This is a genomic window from Pseudomonas sp. SIMBA_068, assembly GCF_046534705.1.
GTDB lineage: Bacteria > Pseudomonadota > Gammaproteobacteria > Pseudomonadales > Pseudomonadaceae > Aquipseudomonas > Aquipseudomonas putida.
Genome location: NZ_JAWRYI010000807.1, coordinates 1 through 262, shown reverse-complemented (window position 1 = coordinate 262; position 262 = coordinate 1). Strand labels below are relative to the sequence as shown.

General features: G+C 51.1%; 1 pseudogene. It reads right to left on the bottom strand.

The window, feature by feature from the left end:
* Positions 1 to 88 precede the first annotated feature (88 nt).
* Positions 89 to 262: pseudogene (tuf, locus tag SB756_RS31540) on the bottom strand (elongation factor Tu); the annotation flags it as partial.

Genomic DNA, 262 nt, shown 5'->3' with positions numbered 1-262 from the left:
CTGATGAGCCAGGTTCTATGAAACAGCGTGCAAAAAGGGCATCAAATGATGCCCTTTCCGTGTGCATTGCGTCAAACGTTATCGGTAATTATGCGATAACTTTAGCAACAACACCCGCGCCAACGGTACGGCCGCCTTCGCGGATTGCGAAGCGCAGACCTTCGTCCATTGCGATTGGGTGGATCAGGGTAACAACCATTTTGATGTTGTCGCCTGGCATTACCATTTCAACGCCTTCTGGCAGCTCTACTGAGCCGGTTAC